The 19,688-nt window shown below is 58.4% G+C and carries 21 protein-coding genes; 5 read left to right on the top strand and 16 right to left on the bottom strand.

Annotation, left to right across the window (positions count from 1 at the left end):
- The first annotated feature begins 162 nt into the window (after nt 1-162).
- A complete protein-coding gene (locus H9X86_RS07230; RefSeq protein ID WP_204900874.1) occupies nt 163-354 on the top strand; it encodes a hypothetical protein in 192 nt (63 codons plus the stop codon).
- 78 nt (nt 355-432) lie between these two features.
- On the opposite strand, the gene H9X86_RS07225 is transcribed toward H9X86_RS07230, so the two are convergent.
- The 7 genes from H9X86_RS07225 to H9X86_RS07195 form a co-directional block, all read right to left on the bottom strand.
- A complete protein-coding gene (locus tag H9X86_RS07225) occupies nt 433-912 on the bottom strand; it encodes a hypothetical protein (RefSeq protein WP_204900873.1) in 480 nt (159 codons plus the stop codon).
- A gap of 69 nt (nt 913-981) precedes the next feature.
- Complete coding sequence (locus H9X86_RS07220; RefSeq protein ID WP_204900872.1) at nt 982-2,325, bottom strand: hypothetical protein; 1,344 nt, start codon at nt 2,323-2,325, stop codon at nt 982-984.
- Nucleotides 2,326-2,466: 141 nt separating this feature from the next.
- Complete coding sequence (locus tag H9X86_RS07215) at nt 2,467-2,889, bottom strand: hypothetical protein (RefSeq protein ID WP_204900871.1); 423 nt, start codon at nt 2,887-2,889, stop codon at nt 2,467-2,469.
- Between the two features lie 25 nt (nt 2,890-2,914).
- Nucleotides 2,915-3,763, bottom strand: coding sequence for a DUF4367 domain-containing protein (locus tag H9X86_RS07210; protein WP_204900870.1), 849 nt, complete (start codon nt 3,761-3,763; stop codon nt 2,915-2,917).
- The gene (locus H9X86_RS07205; RefSeq protein ID WP_204900869.1) at nt 3,756-4,316 is read right to left on the bottom strand and encodes a sigma-70 family RNA polymerase sigma factor; all 561 of its coding nucleotides are present in this window, start codon (nt 4,314-4,316) and stop codon (nt 3,756-3,758) included. Before H9X86_RS07205 ends, H9X86_RS07210 begins: the two co-directional genes overlap by 8 nt.
- Nucleotides 4,317-4,513: 197 nt before the next feature.
- Entirely contained in the window at nt 4,514-5,497 is a 984-nt protein-coding gene (locus H9X86_RS07200) for an SPFH domain-containing protein (RefSeq protein WP_204900868.1), read from the bottom strand.
- Nucleotides 5,494-5,943: an NfeD family protein gene (locus tag H9X86_RS07195; RefSeq protein WP_204900867.1), complete on the bottom strand. Its 450-nt coding sequence runs from the start codon at nt 5,941-5,943 to the stop codon at nt 5,494-5,496. Before H9X86_RS07195 ends, H9X86_RS07200 begins: the two co-directional genes overlap by 4 nt.
- Nucleotides 5,944-6,127: 184 nt before the next feature.
- Between H9X86_RS07195 and H9X86_RS07190 the strand changes: the two genes are divergently transcribed.
- The 4 genes from H9X86_RS07190 (at nt 6,128) to groL (ending at nt 10,304) form a co-directional block, all read left to right on the top strand.
- Nucleotides 6,128-7,252: a THUMP domain-containing class I SAM-dependent RNA methyltransferase gene (locus tag H9X86_RS07190; RefSeq protein WP_204900866.1), complete on the top strand. Its 1,125-nt coding sequence runs from the start codon at nt 6,128-6,130 to the stop codon at nt 7,250-7,252.
- Between the two features lie 13 nt (nt 7,253-7,265).
- A complete protein-coding gene (locus tag H9X86_RS07185; protein ID WP_204900865.1) occupies nt 7,266-8,210 on the top strand; it encodes a diacylglycerol/lipid kinase family protein in 945 nt (314 codons plus the stop codon).
- A 163-nt stretch (nt 8,211-8,373) separates the two neighbouring features.
- On the top strand, nt 8,374-8,661 hold the full coding sequence (locus H9X86_RS07180) for a co-chaperone GroES (RefSeq protein WP_204900864.1): 288 nt from the start codon (nt 8,374-8,376) through the stop codon (nt 8,659-8,661).
- Between the two features lie 17 nt (nt 8,662-8,678).
- Nucleotides 8,679-10,304, top strand: a complete 1,626-nt coding sequence (gene groL / locus H9X86_RS07175; RefSeq protein ID WP_204900863.1) for a chaperonin GroEL — start codon at nt 8,679-8,681, stop codon at nt 10,302-10,304.
- Between the two features lie 327 nt (nt 10,305-10,631).
- Here the strand turns inward: groL and H9X86_RS07170 are convergent, their stop codons facing one another.
- The 9 genes from H9X86_RS07170 to H9X86_RS07130 all read right to left on the bottom strand — a co-directional run bounded on the left by H9X86_RS07170 (nt 10,632) and on the right by H9X86_RS07130 (nt 19,688).
- The gene (locus H9X86_RS07170; RefSeq protein WP_204900862.1) at nt 10,632-11,168 is read right to left on the bottom strand and encodes a flavodoxin domain-containing protein; all 537 of its coding nucleotides are present in this window, start codon (nt 11,166-11,168) and stop codon (nt 10,632-10,634) included.
- Between the two features lie 59 nt (nt 11,169-11,227).
- Nucleotides 11,228-12,295 (bottom strand): hypothetical protein, encoded by a 1,068-nt coding sequence (locus H9X86_RS07165; protein WP_204900861.1) that lies wholly within the window; start codon nt 12,293-12,295, stop codon nt 11,228-11,230.
- Nucleotides 12,265-12,906: a 5-bromo-4-chloroindolyl phosphate hydrolysis family protein gene (locus H9X86_RS07160; RefSeq protein WP_204900860.1), complete on the bottom strand. Its 642-nt coding sequence runs from the start codon at nt 12,904-12,906 to the stop codon at nt 12,265-12,267. Before H9X86_RS07160 ends, H9X86_RS07165 begins: the two co-directional genes overlap by 31 nt.
- Before the next feature lies 1 nt (nt 12,907).
- Complete coding sequence (locus H9X86_RS07155; RefSeq protein WP_204900859.1) at nt 12,908-14,527, bottom strand: vWA domain-containing protein; 1,620 nt, start codon at nt 14,525-14,527, stop codon at nt 12,908-12,910.
- A 194-nt stretch (nt 14,528-14,721) separates the two neighbouring features.
- Nucleotides 14,722-15,546 carry a MurR/RpiR family transcriptional regulator gene (locus H9X86_RS07150; RefSeq protein WP_204900858.1) on the bottom strand — a complete coding sequence of 275 codons (825 nt, stop codon included), beginning with the start codon at nt 15,544-15,546 and terminating at the stop codon, nt 14,722-14,724.
- A 10-nt stretch (nt 15,547-15,556) separates the two neighbouring features.
- The gene (locus tag H9X86_RS07145; RefSeq protein ID WP_204900857.1) at nt 15,557-16,342 is read right to left on the bottom strand and encodes an inositol monophosphatase family protein; all 786 of its coding nucleotides are present in this window, start codon (nt 16,340-16,342) and stop codon (nt 15,557-15,559) included.
- Nucleotides 16,339-17,136 carry a PHP-associated domain-containing protein gene (locus H9X86_RS07140; protein WP_204900856.1) on the bottom strand — a complete coding sequence of 266 codons (798 nt, stop codon included), beginning with the start codon at nt 17,134-17,136 and terminating at the stop codon, nt 16,339-16,341. The genes H9X86_RS07145 and H9X86_RS07140 overlap by 4 nt, the downstream gene beginning before the upstream one ends.
- Nucleotides 17,137-17,154: 18 nt before the next feature.
- Nucleotides 17,155-17,991, bottom strand: a complete 837-nt coding sequence (locus tag H9X86_RS07135) for a CbiQ family ECF transporter T component (protein WP_204900855.1) — start codon at nt 17,989-17,991, stop codon at nt 17,155-17,157.
- 5 nt (nt 17,992-17,996) lie between these two features.
- Complete coding sequence (locus H9X86_RS07130; protein WP_204900854.1) at nt 17,997-19,688, bottom strand: ABC transporter ATP-binding protein; 1,692 nt, start codon at nt 19,686-19,688, stop codon at nt 17,997-17,999.

The raw sequence follows: 19,688 nt of genomic DNA, 5'->3' as shown, positions 1-19,688 counted from the left end.
GCAGTTGGCAGACCGCACCTTGATTGTATCAAAAGGAGTTTTTTCTTCATACGGAACGCTAAAGCTTTTTTTGAACTCCCCGGCACAGCCGGGGGTTTTCAATATACAAGAAGAACAGCCCCACACATCGTGTGGGGCTGTCTTGATAAAAGGAGGGTGTGTATGAACAGACGACACATGGCAGCACGGGTGGCATGTGTGAGTATGGCGGCTTTGTTGCTGGCGGGATGTACGGGGAAAGGTGAGGGGCCCCAGGCTATCCTGTTGCCCACTCCCATCCCGCAGCCGAAGATGACCCCAATTCCAGAACCGGGACTTCCGGCCAATGAGCCGGGGGAAGCGCCACTGAAATAACAAAACGGCGTACCCCCAGAATATCTGAGGGCACACCGTTTTTGTCTGCATAGGATTGTGGAAGATACCGTTGTACGGTTACGTGGTGTTGCCTTCCGCTTCGCTGGAGATGTCATAATAAAGTTGCCGCATGTCCTTTTCTGCGTTGAGATCCAGAGGGTGACTTCGTATTCCCTCCAGAGCCATCAGTAGTTGCTCCATATGGGCTTGGCAATGATCTGGAGCCACCAGGAGCATTTGGTTCATCTGCGAATAGGTGCGTAAGGGAGCCACCAAGGTGGAGTTATCATACAGGGTGCAGAGCCAGTCGTAGTTGGTGTAAAAATTACCGTAGGCATCGACACCAGCCCAATAATATCGAGCATCTTGGAATGTTTGCCATTTTTTAAATTCAGATTGGGCAGTCTCTAACTGTTGGATGCATCGTCCAGTCACCCACTCCTGAGTATTAGTCAAGGACTGCTTTTCACCCTGGTGCACGCCATAGAGAAAACCAAGGAAGGAGGCCGCTACCAGCAGTATCAGAACTATGATTGGAATGTAAATTCTTTTTTTCATCTATGTAGCCTCCTGCATGCGTTGTGTATACATAGATAATATTATATGTATCTCACAAACAAAAAATGTTTAGTAACCTTCAACTGTTACCCCTTGTGAGATGTCTCCTACAGATACGGTATAGGTACCTGAGTAGGCAACCCCATTTAATGCAGCGGATGCATAGCAGTGAAAAGTAATCTGTCCTTTGGCCCAGATGGTTGCAGTGCCTGTACCACCGGCTGGGACTTTTTTGCAGCACCCGTCTGCTCTTCCATAATAGCCCTTGGCAACAAATTCTCCTGACTGAGACCCAATATCTACATCAGTGGAATAGGCATGGTTCCATGTCATTACATTCAGATGTCCTGATGTTCCAGTAGAACTTCTTGTAATCTTTATACCAGAAAGTTCGATGGACGCTTCCAGTGGCAACCATTCACAAATACCAAACTTATCTTTTACAGGAATGGTTAGTGAAGCAATATTAACGTATGGTTCTGGAGTAGGATTTGATAGGTCAGCATCAGGAAAGTTTAGGCGCAGTTGAACACTTCCTCGCACTGGAGTGACTGCAACATGAGTAAGCCCATATTCTTCTAATGCGTACTTCTTTGCAACTTCCATGTTTGCGTTTATTTTCGCTGCATAGTCATACACACTGTTTGCTCGTACTTTTTTGGGCGAGAAAAGAGATAACGAGGCTATTTTATACTTTCTCCCGTTTTTTGATGTTGTTTCTGAGTTAAGGGTTTGCCTCCACACAGTGTTATATGCACTGTTTGTATTAGCATGTGGTGCGGGATTTTCGCTGATTTTTTCGATATCATAACTGCCTGAGTTTTCTGGAGCAAGAGAAGTGTTATTTTGCCACAAATATAAGCGTTCTACGAGAAGATTCATTTCATTAAAGGTATCTCCAAAGATTAAAACTTCTGAAGTGGAATTTTCTGAAACCGTGCCGACAGATACATAGGCAAAGAGCTCTTCGGTTTCTGGAATGCTGTGTAACGTAATTACAAGGAATTCTTCCTTATCTGTGGTACCGAAAAGATTGCCAATCAAGCCTTCAGTGTTGGAATTGATTGGAACATTTAACAAAGTTCCTTCAGCAGAGAAAGATACGTTATCTCCTTGCATTCGAATAGTTCCTGTGCTTGTGTATGACTCGGTGAGATGTGATTGGCCGTTCAACTGTATTTTTTGAGAGTCACCTTTGTATAAGTCTATGACAAGATTGCCTGTGGTAGTGTTTGTTAAGGAATTCCTTAACTTTGCATTGCTTTGGGGATGAATTTTTTGGGATGCTTCTTCATTATAGAAGCTGTTGAAAGAGTAATCAGGGAACTGAGTAGTTGGTGCCGCTACAGAGTTTCCAGAGGCAGCGCCCAACAGACACAACAATGAGAAGGTCAAGGAAACCACGGGACTCACCCTTTCTACTCTTGATAGGTACTTCTACTACACATATGTATTCATATGGTCAGAATGTTACGAAGAATTAAAAAATTGAGGGAGAGCAAGCAGGACCTGGAGAAAACTTCTCCAGGTCCTGCTTGCAATGGTTTAAAATATTCACTTAGGTGCTTGCACCACTGAGGTTTTCACCGTTCTGGTGTCATAATTGGTGGAAGGACCCGCACAGACGGTGACGACTGCGTAGTAAGAGACAGTGGGGATTCCTTTGTATGTGTAGCTGTGAGCGTAAAGTCTGCCACTTTTGGGAGAGAGCAAACCGTTTGAGGTTGTGCCGTAGATAGTGGCAGCACGATCTCCACTGGTTCGGTAGATATCAATTTTTAGAGCACCAATTTTGGGAACGGATTTTTCTGCCTGAACAACAAAATTAATGAGAATCTCACCGCTATTGGCCCCGCACTGTATAGATGCTCTATACCCACTTAGATATTCGCTGGCTCTAGTTTGAGCCTGAGTACTTACAGAACAGGCAAGCAAAAGAGACACAACCATTACCATAATGAGTGATATTTTTTTCATCTAGTTCACCCTACTTTTTATTGATTTAGGAGGATGTACTCTGTGAATCTAGGCCGATGGAAGCATAGAAATTTAGAGCGATGTCCTCTGTAACGTCTCCGGTCAGAGTATATACAAAATTTTTGTGCTGACATACAGCTTTAATAGCATCTAAATTATGAAACAAGTAAACGGTTTTTCCGTTGACTTGGTATTCCTTAACAGGACGACCGTCCTTTTCAAATACAAGACTCTGCATGTCTATGGGACTGGAGTAGGAAGAAATAAAACATTGAATTGTAGAATCGTTGGAATGATAGAAAGGAATGCAGATTTCGGTTGAATCTGGAAGTTCAAAAATTTCTATCTCCCCAACCGTATAGCCATCCGGTATCCAGGTGGGCATATATGCTGCATCCAATCCTGCGGCTTCATATTTTTCTTGATAGGGAACACGGGGCTGGGCTGCGGGATGGTCCTTCTGAGTTTCTAAATAGAAGGTATCGTCCGTCCACCGGGCCATGGCACCAAACACGTCCATACCCGAGGCCTGGGCCGCAACCAGGCAGCCAAACAGAAAGGCAGCGGCCAGAAACACCCGCAGCGTCATGCGCAGCACCCTGCCCCTACGCTTGGGGCGGGAAGGCAGAGCCCCGGTGAGCATGGACTGAAACTGCTGATAGGAGGTGTCCACGTCCGGCATCTCTGGCATGGGGGCCTTGGCATCCAGGGCATCCAGGTAGGCGTTTACCACCGCCTGGTCATAGGTGTCCTCGGTCATTTCGTCCAGAGCCTGCTCCATGGCCTGGGCCAGCTCCTCGGGGGAGAGCTGGGCCAACTGGTTGGCATCGGGCATCTGGGTTGTCCCAGTGACCCGTAGATCATGTTCAGCCATGGTTTCCTCCTTTCCCCGCACTCACCTTATCTATGTTCTGGGCGGACGGTTTTGTGACATCTTTGGACGAATCTTTTTTCGGTTGGGGCTCCATGAGGGCCCGGCATTTTTTCAGCAGTCGGGACAGCCGGGCCCGGCAGGCCTGGGGGGAGATGCCCAGCCGTCGGGCCATCTCGGAGTGGTCCAGCTCCAACTCATACTTCCAGCTCAGCAGCTGCCGGTCGTCCTGGGTAAGGCCCGGGGGCAGAGACTCCCAAAACGAGGCACTGGGCTGCTGGGCCGGGAGTTGGGCCATGTCCTCCAGGGAGAATTCCACCCGGTTGGACATGCGCCGACGTTCGTTTTTTACCAGGTTGCTCAGGGTCACCATGAGCCAGCCCCCGGGGTTGGGGTGGGAATGCAGTTCCTCCTGCTGTCCAATGGCCAGCAGAAAGGTTTTTTGAATCATGTCCTGTGCGTCTTCCTGACAGCCGGTCAGGCGGTAGGCCACCCGGTACAGGGTGAAGTATTCCTGTCGGTACAGGTCAGCCAGGAAGGAGGAAGGTTGTTCCACGGGGTTTTCCCTCCTTTTCTCTTTGGGATGGGTTGGGGCGATGTTTCTCGTATCAACTTACCATGTGTTGGGGGAACGGTTTTGTGACGGCGAGAGTAAAAAATTTTCAGGCGGGGAGGCAAAGATAACGCTCCTGGAATCCTTGGGATTCCAGGAGCGTGTGTGTTTTCATGTAAAATCCCGGTTTTCCCTTACAATCAGGGCTTGGGTGCGGGAGGCTTTTGGGTGGGTGCGGCGGGATTGGGGGTAACGGAGTCGAACACCGTCTTGGCAGAGGCGCACAGGCCGGCCAGACCCTGAATCTCGCTGGGAATGATGATCTTGGTGGCCCGGCCGTCAGCAGCCTTCTGGAAGGCTTCCAGAGCCTTGAGCTGGAGCACTTCCGTGTTGGGAGCGGCCTCATTCAAGAGCTTCAAAGCGTCGGCGGTGGCCTGCTGCACCTTCAAAATGGCCTCGCTCTCAGCTTCGGCTGCCAGGATGCGGGCGGTCTTTTCTGCCTCGGCCTGCATGATTTTGGCCTGCTTGGCGGCATCAGCCCGGAGAATGGCGGACTGCTTTTCGCCCTCAGCCACCAGGATCTGGGACTGCTTCTGGCCCTCGGCCTGGAGAATGGCTTCCCGGCGTTCCCGCTCGGCCCGCATCTGCTTCTCCATGGACTCCTGAATGTCCCGGGGAGGCATGATGTTCTTCAGCTCCACACGGTTGACCTTGATGCCCCAGGGGTCGGTGGCCTCGTCCAGGATGGAGCGCATCTGGGTGTTGATGTGGTCACGGCTGGTGAGGGACTGATCCAGCTCCAGGTCGCCGATGATGTTACGCAGGGTGGTGGCGGTGAGGTTTTCAATGGCGCTCAGAGGCTGTTCCACCCCGTAGGTGTACAGCTTGGGGTCGGTGATCTGGAAATAGAGCACGGTGTCGATCTGCATGGTCACGTTGTCCTTGGTGATAACGGGCTGGGGAGCGAAGTCCACCACCTGCTCCTTCAGGGACACGGTCTTGGCAATGCGCTCAATGAAGGGGATCTTGAAGTGGAGACCCACCCCCCACACGGCCCGGAACGCACCCAGCCGTTCCACCACAGTGGCCTTGGACTGGGGCACCACCTTGACGTTGGCGGCGATGATGAGCAGAATGATGATGATGATCGCCACAGGGATCATCAGTGACAGTATACCGTTCATTTGACTTCCTCCTTTACCTTCTCAACCATAACTTTGACTCCTTCTATGCGCAGCACCCGTACCATGGCCCCGGCGGGGATGGGGGTGTCATGCTCACTGCGGGCGGTCCAGGTGATACCTCCAATGGTGACGCTGCCAGTACCCTGGATGTTGTCAATGTCCTGGGTGACCTGAGCCTCTTGTCCAATGACCCGGTCAGCGTTGGTGGGCTCCACCCGGCTGTTCAAATACTTCTTGGCCAGGGGGCGCAGAGCCAGCAGACACACCAGGGAGAGGACAATGAAAATGCCCACTTGCAACCAGATGTTACCGCCTAGCAGAGCGCAGATCAATGCACCCAGAGAGCCGATGGCAAACCAGACGGACGTCAGGCCCACTGTGGCAGCCTCGGCAACGGCGAAGACAATCAGCAGCACCAGCCAGACAATCAGATAAATAGAGTCCATGATGGTTTCCTCCTTTGGGGGTAGTATAGCATATGTGACCAGGTGATACCACTACAATCTTGTAACCTTTACGAAATTTAGCAAAAAAATAATGGTTCTTGTCACAGTGTCCCGAATTGGATATAATAAAAAAGATTATGGGTATTTTGCGTCAACAGGGGGTAAACCCCGGAGAGGATGGAGTATGGACGGAAAACTGCAATTTGTCATTCCCACCCTGCTGGGGGTGGAGAGTTTGGTCAGCTACGAGGCGAAAAAGCTGGGACTGGGCGATGTGCGGGCGGAAAACGGCCGGGTTCTGTGTACGGGCACCAAAAAGGATATCCCCCGTTTGAATTTGAACCTGCGCTGTGGTGCCCGGGTGCTCATCCTGCTGGGGGAGTTCATGGCTCCTACCTTTGAGGCCCTCTTTGAGGGAACCCGTTCTCTGCCCTGGGAGGAGTTTATTCCCCGGGAGGGGAAGTTCCCCGTGAAGGGCTACTCCATCAACTCTGCCCTCCACGCCGTGCCCACCTGCCAGGCCATGGTGAAAAAGGCCATTGCCAAGCGGCTGGGAAAGGTGTACGGGCTGGAGACCCTGCCCGAGACCGGGATACTGTATCAGGTGCAGTTTGCCCTGTTCAAAGACCGGGCATCTCTGATGCTGGACACCTCCGGGGAGGGACTTTACAAGCGGGGCTACCGGGCTCAGGGGGTGGCGGCACCTTTGAAGGAGACTCTGGCCGCTGCCATGGTGGCTCTGTCTCGCTACAAGGGGAGAGATCCCTTCTGCGACCCCTTCTGCGGCTCGGGCACCATCGCCATTGAGGCCGCTCTGGTGGCTAAGAACCGTGCCCCCGGCCTCAATCGTTCCTTCTCCGCCCAGAAGTGGGCCCAGCTGCCCTCGGGGCTGTGGCTGGACGCTGCCGACGAGGCCATGGACGGGGAATTTGACGGAAATTACGAGATCTGGGGCGGAGACATCGACCCCCAGGCGGTGGAGCTGGCCCGGCACAATGCCCAGCTGGCCGAGGTGGACGACGTGGTGTCCTTTGAAGTGGCGGACGCCACCCGGTTCCACTTCGGCGGCCTGCGGGGGCGTGTGGTCACCAATCCCCCTTACGGCGAGCGGCTGATGGAAAAGCGAGAGGCGGAGGAGCTGTACCGGGCCTTCGGCCGTGCCATGGACAAGTTCCCCGACGGCTGGCAGGTGTCTGTGCTCTCCTCCCACACCGAGTTCGAACGCACCTACGGGAAGAAGGCGGACAAAAAAAGGAAGCTGTACAACGGAATGCTGAAATGCGACCTGTTCCAGTACGGCGTGAAGTGATGGAGAGAGGGACATGAAACATCTGTTTATCGTAAACCCCGCCGCCGGAAAGGCAGGCAACGAGGGGGCGCTGCTGGAGCAGATTGACCGCCTGGACTTGGATAGTGTGGTGGTACACACCCAGCGCCAGGAGGAGGCCTGTGAGATTGCCCGGGCTGCCGCCCAGACTGGGGAGCCCCTGCGGATTTACGCCTGCGGCGGGGACGGTACCTTAAATGAAGTCATCAACGGGGTGGCAGGTCTGGACCATGTGGCGGTGACCAACGTGCCCCTGGGCACGGGCAACGACTTTTTGAAGATGTTCGGGCCGGAGAATAAGGACAGATTCTCCCAGCTGGAGGCCCTGAGCCAGGGGCCCCAGGTGGCCATGGATCTCATGGAGTGCAACGGCAAGCTGGGGCTGGACATCTTCTGCGCCGGCGTGGATGCCCGCATTGCCGCCGATGTGCACAAGTACCGCCGCCTGCCCCTGGTGCGGGGCATCGGGGCCTACATCCTCTCTCTCATCGCCAATGTGCTCTTCAAGGGCATCAGCCGCCCCACCCGGGTGGAGGCAGGGGACTTTTCCTATGAGGGGGAGACCACCATTGTATGTGTGTGCAATGGCCGCTATTACGGCGGCGGCTTTATGCCCGTAGGAGACAACCTTCCCGACGACGGAAAGCTGGAGATGCTGGTGGTGCCCAAAGTCAGCCGGAGAACCTTCTTCCGCCTGGTGGGGGAGTACGCCAAAGGCCGCTACCGCCAGCACCCCGACCTTATCACCGCCGTGGAGGGCATCGAGTTTACCATCTCTGCACCTGATCCCATTGTGGCGGTGGTGGATGGGGAGACGCTGGAAAACACCCGCTACCACATCCGGCTCTCCGAGAAAAAGGTGAACTTCTTTTACCCCCAGGGCCTCAGTTATCAGCCCCGTGTGGAAGGTCGAATTAGCACTCGAGCTGTCACGTTGTGAACGAAAGATGAATTTTTTACCGTCAACCTCTATTTTTGAAAAATAGGGGTTGATTTTTTTGTGTGAAACGGTTATTATCTTATCTAGAGTTAGCACTCGGGCAAAATGAGTGCTAAACCCCGACCAAGTAAACCATTGGATTGTATATAAGGAGGAACCTGTTATGACTTTGAAACCTCTGGCAGATCGAGTGATCTTGAAGGCCATGGAGGCCCAGGAAACCACCAAGGGCGGCATCATTCTCACCGCCAGCGCCAAGGAGAAGCCCGAGATGGCCGAAGTGGTGGCCGTTGGCCCCGGCGGCGTGGTGGACGGCAAGGAAGTCGTCATGACCGTGAAGGTGGGCGACAAGGTGCTCACCAGCAAGTACTCCGGCACTGAGGTCAAGGTGGATGGAGAAGAGTACACCATCGTTCGTCAGAATGACATTCTGGCCATTGTCGAGGACTAATAGGAGGTAATTGAATTATGGCTAAGATTATTTGCTACGGCGAGGAAGCCCGTCACGCTCTGGAGCGGGGCGTCAATCAGCTGGCTGATACTGTGAAGATCACCATGGGTCCCAAGGGCCGCAACGTGGTGCTGGATAAGAAGTTTGGCACTCCCCTGATCACCAACGACGGCGTGAGCATCGCCAAGGAGATCGAGCTGGACGATCCCTTTGAGAACATGGGCGCCCAGATCGTCAAGGAAGTGTCCACCAAGACCAACGACGTGGCTGGCGACGGTACCACCACCGCCACCCTGCTGGCTCAGGCCATCATCCGTGAGGGTCTGAAGAACCTGGCTGCCGGCGCCAACCCCATGGTCATGAAGAAGGGCATTGCCAAGGCCACCACCGCTGCCATTGAGGAGATCAAGCGCAACTCCAAGCCCGTCTCCGGCACCTCTGACATCGCCCGTGTTGGCGCCATCTCTTCTGGCGACGACGCCATCGGCACCCTGATTGCCGAGGCCATGGAGAAGGTCTCCCACGACGGCGTCATCACCGTGGAGGAGTCCAAGACCGCCGAGACCTACTCCGAGGTGGTAGAGGGTATGCAGCTGGACCGTGGCTACATCACCCCCTACATGGTCACCGACACCGAGAAGATGGAGGCCGTTCTGGACGACCCCTATATCCTCATCACCGATAAGAAGATCTCCTCCATCCAGGAGCTGCTGCCCCTGCTGGAGCAGGTGGTGCAGAGCGGCAAGAAGCTGCTGATCATCGCCGAGGACGTGGAGGGCGACGCCCTGTCCACCCTGCTGGTGAACAAGCTGCGTGGCACCCTGAACGTGTGCTGCATCAAGGCTCCCGGCTTCGGCGATCGCCGCAAGGAGATGCTGGAGGATATCGCCATCCTCACCGGCGGCACTGTGGTGTCCACCGACATGGGTATGGACCTGAAGGAGGCCAACCTGACCATGCTGGGCACTGCCCGTCAGGTGAAGGTGTCCAAGGAGAACACCATCATTGTGGATGGCGCTGGCGCTGCTGACACCATCGCTGCCCGTGTCTCCCAGATCCGTCACATGATCGAGAACACCACCTCCGAGTACGACAAGGAGAAGCTCCAGGAGCGTCTGGCCAAGCTGGCTGGCGGCGTGGCCATCATCCGTGTGGGTGCTGCCACCGAGACCGAGATGAAGGAGAAGAAGCTGCGCATTGAGGATGCCCTCAACGCCACTCGTGCCGCCGTGGAGGAAGGCATTGTGGCTGGCGGCGGCACCGCCTACGTCAACGCCATTGCTGCGGTGGAGGCTCTGCTGAACACCGTGGAGGGTGACGAAAAGACCGGCGTGAAGATCATTGCCAAGGCTCTGGCTGAGCCCATGAAGCAGATCGCCACCAACGCCGGCATCGACGGCTCCGTGGTGCTGGAGAAGGTGAAGACCGCTGGCCAGGTGGGCTACGGCTTCGACGCCTACAAGGAGGAGTACTGCGACATGATCGCCAACGGCATCGTGGATCCCACCAAGGTGACCCGCTCTGCCCTGGAGAACGCCGCTTCTGTGTCCGCTACTCTGCTGACCACCGAGGCTCTGGTGGCCGACAAGCCCGAGCCTCCCGCTCCCGCTGCTCCCGCTCCCGACATGGGCGGCATGTACTAAAAAATAGCCGCTGACCCTTGAGGACAGCTGGATCTTCTGTGGCTGGTGTCCCCGATTTACACCAAATCTACACCAATTCAGCGCTTGATAGGCAGAATATCAGCCCGCCGGTTCCTTTCGGAACCGGCGGGCTGATCATGTTTATGTATCCACTTTTCAGTCGTGACCACAAGAACTCTGGTCGTAAATTCTTCAGACTGTAAGTATCTGAAAATCACTCAATGCCATTTTGGGGATAGCTGCTAACGGGTTTGGATCACCGACCCCTGTACGCGATCAGATGCCCATCGGCCGCTCTGGTTGAAGGCACTTCTTTCCCAACATATCTTATCCGCGCAGGATCTCTCTGACGATGGGAGCCAGCGCAGAGAGATCCGTGAAGTCCACCTGTTTTCCGTAAGTCTCCAGCAGCGCCTGGTCCTCAGCGGACCTCTGCCGCGCCGGCTTCCTGCGCAGGGAGAAGCACATTGCGGCCATCATGGCCCGGTGGCGTGGGGACAGAACGGCATAGTCAATACCGCCCCGGAGGTGGAAGAGAACGGCCCGCTCCGAAAGCTCCGGCGGCAGCTGCTTTTGAAGTGCCGCGCGAATATGCGCCCGGTTCTGCGGCTCCGCAGGGTCGGCCAGACCCACGGTGGCCACGATCAGCCGCTGGCCATCCCCGAGGGAAAGTCCTTTCATTGCCTGCTTGAGCCCCAGCACCCCGCCGGCATAGAGCGCCCCAAGATAGACAAGGATACTCCCCTCAGCCAGCCTGTGGAATTCCCCACAGGGGATGGCGGGCAGGCCAGTGAGCCGGGAGAGCTCCTCCGCATACCGGCGGGTCGTGCCGTATTTGCTGCCATAGACGATGAGCCCATCCATCTGTGAAAATACCTCCCTTTGCACAGCGCATTTATCCAGCCCTGCGGTAAAATTTACGTTTACGACAGATCGGCGATGATCTTCTCCATGGCGGCGTAGCTGGGCATGGCGGCCACCTGGGTGATCTCCGCGGCCAGGTAAGGGACGCCGAAGTGGTCTTCGTCGGCGTCCGTGCCGGATACCTCGGTGCGGAAGCCGTGATTTTCCCAGGCCAGGCGCTGGACCTCCTCGTCCAGCAGGGCGTCGATGCCCGCCTCTCCTGCCTCATCCAGGGCGATGTAGACATGGGAGGACCAGACGGTGGGGGTGGGATAGAGCAGCACGATGTCATCCTTCAGCTGCGCCCAGTCCTCCGGGTTCTCCACAGCGAACTCCAGCAGCTGGTTCTCATAGCCGGCGATCACAGGCTTGGCCCCCATGCCGGTCTTGAGGAACTGGTCGAACAGGTCAGAGGAGGACGCCTCCATATAGCCCAGCTTTTCGAAGATGGCCTTCAGGCGGGGCAGCACGGCCTCCACACTGTCCGCATCCGCCACCCCGCCGCACAGCACATTGGCCAGCAGCCCCGCAAACATATTGCCGGAGTTGGAGCGCACAGGGTCGGTGGTGTTGACCGCTACGGTGCCGTAGAGCTCCGGCAGCCCCAGATCCGCCCAGGTGGTGCCCGCCTCGATCTCCGCCACCAGAGCGGCCATGTCCATGTAGTAGACCCCGTCCCGCTCTGTCACCAGTCCCTCTTTCTGGAACGTCTCCAGGATGGGACGGTGGGTGTAGAGGACGATGGGGGTGTTGAACACGATCTGGCTCTTGTCCGGCGCGCCGCAGAGCTGCTGGTAGTACTCCAGGGCGGTCTGGCTGGAGGGAAAAAGGAAATCCCGGCCCTCGTGGTCCGCCGCCACCATGTCCAGGGAGCCAGCCTTGGCGTAATCCAGGGTGAGCCCGTACTCCCGCTCCAGAATGTCCTGTACCGCCTCGTTCTCCAGCAGGCCGATCTTTTCGCCCCCCACATAGCCCCGCAGGACGGTGGGCTCCGGCTGGGGGCCGCCGCCCAGTAGCAGATAGATCGCCGCCGCAGCGATGACGGCCAGCAGAATGATCAGACCGATCCATTTTGATTTGCTTCCCATTGGAATCCCTCCGTGTTCAGCAGGCCCTCCATGACCTTCATGTCCGCCTCCGCGTCAAACCGCTCCGAGGCCATCAGCTGGCTGAGCTGTTCCTCAAATCCGGTCTTCAGTTTTGGCAAAATGGCCCGCACCTTCCGCTGAAACTCCCGCACCTCGGAAGTCCCCAGCCCGGCATCCTGGAAGTTCACATACTGCCCCAGGATCCGGCCCACCGTGTCCAGATAGTAGATGAGGAAGCGGTTGGCCGACGAAATCTTCTCCGGATGCTCCCGAAGATAGCAGTAGAGGCGATCCCCCGTCTCCGTGAGGGCCAGGGCGTCCTCATGGGTCCGGACGTCCGTGATCCGGCCGGCGGCCGACCGGATGGCCTTCAGATCCCGCTCCGCCTCCTCCATCAGGGCCTGCATCTCGCCGCCGTCTGGCCGCTGGGCGAAATAGAGGGTGATGGGGTCCGCCTTTGGGGCCAGCAGGAACCACACTCCCAGATAGATTCCCACCCCCAGCGCGGCGCTGAACAGGAAATTCCAGCGCAGGCCCAGGGCCAGGATCAAAAAGGCCGCGCCCCCCACGCCCAGCGACAGTACCAGTTGCCGCAGTTGTCCTTTCTTCATCTCAGTTGTACCCCTTCACGCTGCGGAAGGCCCCGATCAGGTCCTCCCGGCCGTCGAAGACCCGGGCGTGGGTCAGTTCCGCCAGCTCCTCCAGCTGGGTGGGATCGGCGGAGCCGAACATGATAGAGAACACCGGCACATCCGCCCCGAAGACCTCGTAGCCGTCCCGGAAGTCGGAAAAACTCCCGTCGGATACCCCGTCCGTCAGCAGGATGATGGCGGGGGTATACTGGCTCAGGTCGTAGCCATCCAGTTGCCGCAGGCCCTCCATGGCGGCATAATAGATGTCGGTGCCACCCACGGCCTCCTCCGCCTCCACCTGGTCGTAGAGATCCTCCAGCTCCGCCCCGTTGCCCTCGGCGGTGTAGACGTCCCGGGGGTAGCCCTCAAAGGGGATGAGGATATTGACCTCGTGTTCCGAGGCCTGGAGCAGATTTTGCTCTGCGTTCTCCTGGATCAGGATCTGGCTCATGGCCTCCACCATCTGTTCCCGGCCGATCCCCTCCATGCTGCCGGAGTAGTCCAGACAGTAGACCGTGAGGGAGGGCTTGCGGAACTGCGTCTGGTACAGATCCAGACACTCCATGAGCACATCGGTGGAGGGCATCCGGATGGGGGAGAGCACCCGGTTCGGCTGGACGCCCCAGTCGGCGCGGAACACGTCGGCGTTCTCCGCCGACACCCCCTCGTAACCGGTGCGGCGGCCGGTGCGCTGGATCTCGTTTTGCACCTCGTCGGACAGGAGATACTCCTGTAAATCCAGAAAGGCCTGTTCCTTCTCGGCGTCCCCGTTGTCCACATAGCCTAAAGGGGAGTCGGCAATGGACAGACCGTCGTAGGGGTAGACGGCGTACAGCGTCTCCTCCCCCCGCGCCTCCAGCTCCTGGTTGGCGCTGATGACGAGGCACTCATAGTTCACCATGGCGTCGTAGCCACCGGTGAGGAACAGGTCCTTCAGCCAGTCAGAGCTTCCGGAGGATCGATCCACGCCGGAGAGCAGCTGGGTGATCTGCTCCGCCAGGCCCGGGGTCTGGAGGTTCTCCGACGTGATCACATCCGGATTGCCCAGCAGGGCGTAGAGGAAGCCGATGTAGGCACTGCACCCGGAGTTGGACTGGGTGGCGGAGGTCATGCAGAACTCCAGCTCCCCCGCCTGGATGGCGGAGAGCAGGTCGCCCACCGACACCTCCCGGCCCACAAAGCCCAGCTCCTCCGCCAGGCTCTGTCGGATGCCGAAGACCACCGGGGTGATGGAGATGGACTGGGCGTGCTTCACCCGGTACTGGGTGTCCCCGGCGGTGAGCCACAGGCTACTGGCCGGCCACACCGCGTCGTAGTCGATGGTCTCCCCCTGGAGGGCGCGCATGATGTCCAGGGAGCCCTGGTAGTCCATCTCGATGTTCACGCCCCGCTCCCGGACGAAGTCATCCAGGATACCCTCCAGCTCCTGGTTCTCCGAGCCGGAGAGAATGCGCAGCGTCACGTCACCGCCATAGTCGAAGGCGTGATCTCCGCTGGCGGAATCGCCGGTGGAGACTGCACTGTCAGACGGCGTCGGACCGCAGGCTGTCAGAATCAATGCCAATGCCAGGATACATACAGATAAAACCGCGCGTTTCATAGCAGCAGATCCTTCCTTTTCAGATGTGGTGCGCAGGCAGCGCAAGCCCATGCGCAGAATATATAAAACAATCCTAATCTACCATATCACAGCCGGCTTGCGCCCACTACCGCGGCGCAGTAAAATGTGTGTAAAATTTGTGCATCATCCTGGAAAATGAACGCATCCCCCATGTGCGGGCATGGGGGATGCGTTCATCCGTCTGGAAAATAGTCCTTTTTCATCCGGTGCAGCGACTGGAGACGCTGCGTACCTTCATCTCCCAACCGTTCCGCCACAGCGACTGCCAGAGCATCCAGCAGGGCGGCGGGAGCTGCCATAGAGTGATACTCCTTCTCTGTCCCCCGGTAGGCAAAGAGGCTGATGTCCGCCCGCTCCTCCGCGGGCAGGCAGGTGCGGCCCACAAAGGCCAAGGTCCGATAGCCGGCGGACCGGCTGTGCTCCAGGAGGATGCGGCCCTCCCGGGAGAGCTTGGAGAAGCTGAACAGCACCACCAGATCGTTCTCCGCCGCTTGCGCGAGTCCTTCCAGCAGTTCAGAACCGCCGGAGGGAAGGAGAGACACCTGTAAGCCCAGCCGCCGCAGGCGGAAATGGAGCAGTTGTGCCATGGAAGCGGAGGCGTTTTTTCCGTGAAGAAACACCCGCCGGGCAGAACAGAGAGCCTCCACCGCCCGGTCAAATTCCCCGGTGGAGAGCTGTTGTATGGTCTTCTCCAAGTATGCCCGCTGCCGCTCCAGCCAGGCTTGGGGGGAGAAATGATCCCCCTGACTGAGCGTGGCCGTCAGCTTTACCGCCGGGCCGGGAGACTGCTCCAGCACCAGAGATTTCAGCGCCTTGAAGTCCCGGCAACCCACATGGCGGGCGAAGCGGGAGACCGTGGCGTCGGAGAGCTCCAGCCGCTGGGCCAGTTGGCCGATGGAAGAAAACAGGAAAGCATCCGTGTTGGTGTTGATATAGTCCAGGATCTTCTGCTCCGCCCGGGTCAGTTCCCCGGCCGGGGTGGGAAGGTGCAGGTCCATGACAACCCCCTCATTCTTTCAAAATTGCTTGCAGCACGCTGTGGAGCCGCCCGTTAGAGGCCAGCAGAGGCCCGCCCTCCCGGAGGGATAGGGGGCTGCCGTCGGGGGCGGTGACTTTTCCTCCAGCCTCCGCCGCGATGCGCATTCCGGCGGCGTAGTCCCAGGGCTGGAGAGACAGTTCCACATAGCCGTCCAGCCGTCCGCAGGCCACCCAGCACAGGTCCAGGCTGGCGCAGCCGGTGCGGCGCACGTCCTGACACCGGTCATACAGCGCCCGCATCTGCTGGAAAGCCGCATCCGCCAGCTCCCGGCGGCCTGGGACGGTGCCCGTGGACAGGAGGCTGTCCTCCAGCCGGGAGACATCGCTGACGTGGATCGGGACTCCGTTTCGGAGCGCTCCGCCGCCCCGGCGGGCGGTGAAGCACTCCTCCGTATAAGGATTGTATACCACACCAAAGACAGCTTGTCCACCCTCCGCCAGAGCCAAGGAGATGGCGCTGTGCCGGAAGCTGTGGATCAGGTTGGTGGTGCCGTCCACCGGATCCAGGATCCAGCAGGGGCGGCTCCAGTCCAGCCCCGTATTGTCCTGCTCCTCTCCCATAAACTGGACATCCGGGGCCAGGGCGGCCAGACGCTTCCGCAGAAACGCCTGTACCGCCACGTCCACATTGGTCACATAGTCCGTTTCGCCCTTGGAGCGGATGCTCTGAACGGCGGCGGGATCGGTCAGCAGTTCCCCCGCCTCCAATACCGTCTGGACGGCCCCCTCCGCCAGGGAATCCGTCAGGGCGGTCATGCGGTGGCCTCCCGGGTCAGAATGGCCACGTAGTCGCCTCCCAGGGCATGGATCTCCTTCAAGGACCGCTTCAGCAGACAGGCGGTGCGCACCTGGAAGGCGGCGGTGTCGGAGAGATCAATGGCGTAGCGGCCGGCTGTCATCTCCCCATAGAGGGCGGGGACGGTGTCCACCTCCCGTTCAAAGACCGTGGTGACGCAGCCGTACTGCACCGCCTGATGGGTGTCGCTGCCGGACACCACAGGGATGCCCAGCTTTTTCCCCAGGTCATGGGTGAGCCGCTCCGTCCTCTCCCGGTCAAGAGCCAGGTCTTTCCCGTTCAGATCCAGAAATTTCAGGCGGCGGAGCTGCTCCTCCGGCAGTTCGGGCACATGGCCGCCGGCGCGGAAGGGGTGGCCGCAGCCCACCACCACTGGGTACTTCTCAAACAAATCCATGAGCCGGGAGAAGGGCAGAAAGTCCCTTTTCTCCTTGTGGGGCTCCAGCCGCCGGTTCAGCTCCAAAATGGCCTCCAGGGGCCCGATGGACAGGATATGACCGCCCTCCGCCACATCCGTCTCCATGCCGGGGAAGACGCGCAGGCCGTTCTCCAGCTCCAGGGTGTCCCCGATCCTTCGGCTCACCGAGGCGATGTAGCCGTACACATCGGCAAACTGGAGGGTGTTGAAGTGCTCCGTCAGGCACAGGGCGTCCAGTCCGGCCTGTCTGGCCTCGCCGAAGAGCCAGTCGGTGTAGGCGGTGGAAAATGGGAGCTTTTTGGCCAGCTTCCCGTGGGTGTGAAAATCCAGGCGCAAGATAAATGACCTTCTTTCTTACAGCAGTGTGGAGATCAGGACGGCCACCGCCACCACCAGGAAGGAGATGGCCAGGAACAGTCCATCGTTATAAGTGACCTTCAGGGCGGCCAGCTTGATCTTTTTCACGGACTTGTTCACCGCCGCGTACCGGTAGCCCCGCAGCTCCAGGGCCTCCACCGTGGTGCGGGAGCGCTTGGCGGTGTTGAGCATCAGGGGGTAGAAGGACTGCATGATGATCTTCACCTGATAGATCAGGTACCTGATCTTGCCCCCCAGGGTCTTGTGAGCCGGGGGATTGCCCCGCAGCCGGTAGGAGAGCAGCACATTCTGGAACTCCTCCATGAGCATGGGCAGCATCCGGTAGGCGTAGGAGATAGAGAAACTCAGCCGCTCTGGGCAGCCGTACCACATCAGGCCGTTGGACAGCTTGTCCGGGTCCAGTCCGGAGAACACGGTCACCGAGGCCAGGGAGATGGTGGCTACCTTCAACGTGAGGATGAGCAGCGGGGCAATGGCGGAGGCGTCGCCGCCAAAGAGCAGCGTCACCAGGAACAGATACCCCGTCTGAGAGAACACCCCCAGGGCGAAGAGGAACAGCACCAGACCAGCCACACGGGCCAGGACGGTGGTAGCCATCACCAGCAGGAAGCACCCCAGCAGGAAGGGAATGTCGCTGACAAACCAGGGCACCAGGCCGAAGAACAGATACCAGGCCAGCAGGATTCGGGGGTCCAGGCCGGCGATCACGGTGTCATCGTTGCCATAGGCGTTCTTCAGCACCTGATTGCGCAGGAAGTCCATGGAGAGCTTATCCAGGATGCTCTCCGAGAGTTTTGCGGTCAATTTTTCCACAGCGGTCACGCCTCCTGAAAAGACGATAGGAACTCGTCGATGGTATAGCACAGGGCTCGCCTGTCTAAAGCCTGCCCCATGGTGAAGATCTCCGGCGGGCGGATGCCTACCTGCTCCACCAGGTCGGCCCGGGCAAAGATCTCGTCCCGGGGCCCGTCCGCCACCACACGCCCGCCCCGCAGCACAATGATCCGCTCCGCCCACTGACACACCAGTTGCATGTCGTGGGTGGCGATGATGGCGGTCTGGATGATGTCCTTCATATCCGAGAGCACCGCCATGATCTCCCGCCGGGTGGCGATGTCCAGATTGGCGGTGGGCTCATCCAGCAGCAGGATGCCCGGGTTCAGGGCGATGCCGATGGCCAAACTGGCCCGGCGCATCTGGCCGCCGGACATGAGGCGGCCGTCCCGGTCCGCCAGCTCTGTCAGCCGGAACCGCTCCAGCAGCTCCGCGGTGCGCTTCTCCCACTCCGGGACCTTCCGCACCTCCATGGCATAGGCGATGTCGGCCCGGATGGAGTCCTTGATGAGCATCTCCTCCGGATTCTGGTAGACCAGGGAGATCTGCCGGGACAGATCCTCAGCCTTTTTGTCTCCGATGGCCTCCCCAAACAGGGACACCGTGCCGGCATTGGGCTTCAGCAGGCCCACCATCAGCTTCATCAGGGTGGACTTGCCCGCCCCGTTGGAGCCGATGAGGGCCACCTTCTCCCCCTTGCGGATGTCCAGATCCAGCCCGTCAAAGACGGTGTGGGGCTCCCCCTTCACCGAGCGGTAGGAGAGGGACACGTTCTGAACGGACACGGCGCTTTCACCGCCGGGAGCGGCGGGCGCCGGCTTTTCCCGGGGGATGTATCGCAGGCCGGCAAAAGCCTTCTCTCCGTCCGCCACCGTGGTGGGCAGAGGGACATTCGCCGGGAGAATACCGCCCTTCCGCAGGCTGTAGGCCGCCTGGGTCACCTGGGGCGGGAAGATATTGCAGGCCTCCAGCTCCTCCACCCGCTGGAGGGCCTCCTCCGTGGGTAGCATCCAGCGCACCCGGCCGTCCCTCATCAGCATCACGTGCTTGCAGAAGTCGGCGATGTACTCAGTGTGGTGCTCAATGACAACGATGGTTTTGCCGTGGTTCTCGTTTAAATCCCGGAGGACCGCATAGATCCGGTCGGCGTGCATGGGGTCCAGCTGGGCGATGGGCTCGTCCAGGATCAGGATGTCCGGCTGAAGAGACACCGCCCCGGCCAGGGCCAGCAGGTGGGTCTGACCGCCGGAGAGCTGCCAGACGTACTCCTCCTCCCGGCCCTCCAGACCGCACTGCTTCAACGCGGCCCTGCCCCGCTCCAGGTAGTCGGGGAAGGCGTAGTTCAGGCAGGAGTAAGAGGCGTCGTCCAGCACGGTGGGCCGGACGATCTGGTTTTCAAAGTCCTGATACACATAGCCCACCTTTTGGGCCAGGACGCCCACGTCGCTCTCCCGGGTATCAAGCCCCTCCACCCGCACGCTTCCCTCCATGCTCCCTGTGATGAAGTGGGGGATCAGGCCGTTGAGGGCCTTACACAAAGTGGACTTCCCGCAGCCGTTGTTGCCAACGACCGCCAGGAAGTCCCCTTTCTCGATCTGAAGGGAGATCTCTTTCAGGGTGGGCTGAGGGGCGCCTGGGTAGGTATAGGTCAGGCCGTCGATCTCAACCGCGTTCAT

The sequence above is a fragment of the Pseudoflavonifractor capillosus genome (genome assembly GCF_016902575.1).
Taxonomy (GTDB): domain Bacteria; phylum Bacillota; class Clostridia; order Oscillospirales; family Oscillospiraceae; genus Enterenecus; species Enterenecus capillosus_A.
This window is presented reverse-complemented; position numbering and strand designations above follow the sequence as displayed.